General features: G+C 46.3%; 3 protein-coding genes. All 3 read left to right on the forward strand.

All coding sequences use genetic code 11. From position 1 onward, the window contains the following. Positions 1–396: 396 nt before the first annotated feature. Positions 397–876 (forward strand): DUF4384 domain-containing protein, encoded by a 480-nt coding sequence (locus ACWVCM_RS14245; protein ID WP_455202426.1) that lies wholly within the window; start codon positions 397–399, stop codon positions 874–876. A 334-nt stretch (positions 877–1,210) separates the two neighbouring features. After that, positions 1,211–1,333: a hypothetical protein gene (locus ACWVCM_RS14250; RefSeq protein ID WP_455202427.1), complete on the forward strand. Its 123-nt coding sequence runs from the start codon at positions 1,211–1,213 to the stop codon at positions 1,331–1,333. Positions 1,334–1,676: 343 nt separating this feature from the next. After that, the coding region (locus ACWVCM_RS14255) for a molybdopterin-dependent oxidoreductase (protein WP_455202428.1) at positions 1,677–3,153 on the forward strand (1,477 nt) is incomplete at its 3' end.

Genomic DNA, 3,153 nt, shown 5'->3' on the forward strand with positions numbered 1-3,153 from the left:
ATGCAGTACTTTTTGATTGATTAACGTTGTTTGGTGGTTTCGGTGTTTGTGAGTCTAAGCTATCAACCATATCCCGGGGAGTATCTTGGCCTCCAACGAACAGCCATATGCCAAATGCGACAGTCGTGGCAGCGATAATATGTGTCAGGATATTTATTTTCAAAGCTTGAACTCTTTATCGACGAAATGATAAAACAGAGCAATAGACATATATTATTGAGTTTAACACAAACTGTCTGATTGATTTGCCAACGCCGGGGGCAATTGTTATATACTTATTACACTGTTTAAAGATGAATCCTCCTTTTCCATTTATGCAAGGCCATGTCTCCGAATTTTTTTAGACACAAAAAACACTTAACAGTGAGTTTATTCGCGTTAACATGCGGCCTGACAATGCTATTTATCACAAGCTGCATTCACGCCGAATCTACAGTCAAAAATACCATTAATGTCGAGGTTACTACACACCTGGGCGACAAGCAGACATTTCAACAGGGCGATGTCATTTCTTTTCTGATTAGTCTTGACCAGGACGCTTTCGTGTTAATGGTTTATGAAGATGCAGAGCGTAATATCGTACAAATCATTCCCAATCGTTACCGACAAAGCAATCGCTACGAAACAGGATTGTTTATGTCAGTACCCAATCGGGATGAACCTTTTGAGTTTGTAGTGAGTCCACCTTTCGGAAAAGAAACAATATGGGTATTTGCTTCAGAGAAAAAGTTCCCGGAATTACCCGGAGTGGAACTGGAGAATGGGCTTAAAAAATTATCCGGTGGCTTTTCTGATATCCTTTCCAAAATTCGGGCGCAGCGCTCCAGGCTGTCTTATGGTGAAACCAGTACCACGATCACCACGATGGCCAGGTAATCCAGAATGACTACTATTGCCAACAAATTGTGGCAGTAAAAAAAGGCGCACTCAATGTGCGCCTTTAAAAATACTACCCAGGAACTACCTTGATTTAAATATAGCTCGTATATTGATGCAATCAATGTGAGACTTGCCTTCATCAGCATAATGTTCTTCCACATCGTGCGTTTGTTTCAAACTCGATATGCGACAAATACGCAAACAATGTCTTAAAAGATTTTCAGCGCGATAGTCCGCACATCGATTGAACGCAACGTTTTTGGCTTCTTTCCCGCCGCAAGGCCGTAACGCTCTTCCACCGGTCGTCCCTGATGGTTCGCGCAAATGCCACATGAGCAAGCGCAAGCTCACGCAAATGAATGTGTTATTGCCAGGTATTCATCAGGCCAGGACAATGACAGGGATCATGCTTTATTTATCCAAAATCCGCGATACTGTTGACCAATCTCATTAGAAGGTGTGGGTGCTGGCGATAAAAGGATGAGGAAATTTTTAGATTCGCTAACTACACTTTAAAAACTTTTATTCTGATCGAATGCGGCAATACCCATAATTGTTCAACACTCAGCCAGGGTTCACATGAGATGTGAATAATATGTCAGTGATCTATACCGGGTGTGTAGCACCGCAATTGACGACTGACTTATACATGCGGTGAAACTTACAGGCAGTGAAAACCACCGATAAACTGGGGTAATAATGGATACATAATTTCTATCCCCACCTGAATATAGCTGATTGGCTATATTAATATATACTGATATATAATGCGTTTCCGTCACTTGCAGGACTAAAAAATGGCAGTAAATACAAAGACTAACAGTAGCGATACCGCAAACTCTGACGACAGTATCGAAGTCAAAAACACCACTTGTTATATGTGCGCCTGCCGCTGTGGCATCCGCGTCACACTACGCAATGGTGAGGTACGATTTATCCAGGGCAACCCGGATCACCCTCTCAACAAGGGCGTGCTGTGCGCCAAGGGTTCATCCGGCATCATGAAGCAATATTCCCCTGCCCGGCTCACTAAACCGTTGCGCCGCAAACCGGGATCCGATCGCGGCGACAATGAATTCGAAGTCATCAGCTGGGATGAAGCCTTCAATATCATGGAGGAGCGCTTACGCCATTTGCGCGAAACCGACCCCAAGAAATTTGCCCTGTTCACAGGTCGAGACCAGATGCAGGCCTTGACCGGTTTGTTTGCCAAGCAATACGGCACACCTAATTATGCCGCCCACGGCGGATTCTGCTCCGTTAATATGGCCGCAGGTATGATTTACACCATGGGTGGTTCCTTCTGGGAGTTTGGCGGCCCTGACCTGGATCGATCACGCTTGTTCATTATGTTCGGCACCGCGGAAGACCATCATTCCAATCCATTGAAGATGGCCCTTTCCAAATTTAAACGCGATGGTGGCCGCTTTATTACGATTAATCCGGTTCGCACCGGGTATTCCGCCATTGCCGATGAATGGGTACCCATTAAACCCGGTACCGATGGCGCGTTAATCCTGGCGCTAATTCACGAAATTATCAAACAGGGATTGTATGACCGCGAATTCCTCATCCAGTACACCAATGCCGCGCAAATGGTGAACCTGGATAAAGATTCCGATGACTATGGTTTGTTAGTGCGGACTGAGGAAGAAGATACCGCGCACCTGGCACAACCCCAGGATCAGGTATGGTGGGATCGCCATGCCAACAAACCGGTCATGACTCATACGCCGGGTGTTGATCCGAAATTATTAGGTGAATACACACTGGAAGATGGCACACCCGTAAAAACCGCATTCCAAATGCTGGTAGACCGCGTGAAAGATTACACCCCGGAATGGGCAGCCAACATTACCGGTATTCCTGCGGAAACCATCAGCCGCCTGGCTCATGAAATGGGTATCACGGCCCGCGATGAAAAAATTGAATTACCGATTGCCTGGACGGATACCTGGGGCAACGACCATGAAGCGGTTGTCGGTAACCCGGTTTCCTTCCATGCCATGCGTGGACTGGCAGCGCACTCCAATGGTTTCCAGACCATTCGAGCGCTATCTATATTAATGACCATTCTGGGGACTATTGACCGACCCGGCGGTTTTCGTCATAAAGCCCCGTTTCCACGGCCAATACCGCCCTGCCCTAAAACGCCTAACGGCCCACAAGGTGTTAAACCCAATACTCCATTAGGCGGTATGCCATTGGGCTGGCCTGCCGATCCCAATGATTTATTTGTTGATGACAAGGGCAATCCTATTCGCATCGACAAAG

The organism is Kaarinaea lacus (assembly GCF_975902315.1).

What these genes read in the sequence shown, in the direction of transcription:
- ACWVCM_RS14245 (WP_455202426.1), top strand. Translation starts at nt 397, where the DNA reads ATGCTATTTATCACAAGCTGCATTCACGCCGAATCTACAGTCAAAAAT.
- ACWVCM_RS14250 (WP_455202427.1), top strand. Translation starts at nt 1,211, where the DNA reads ATGAGCAAGCGCAAGCTCACGCAAATGAATGTGTTATTGCCAGGTATT.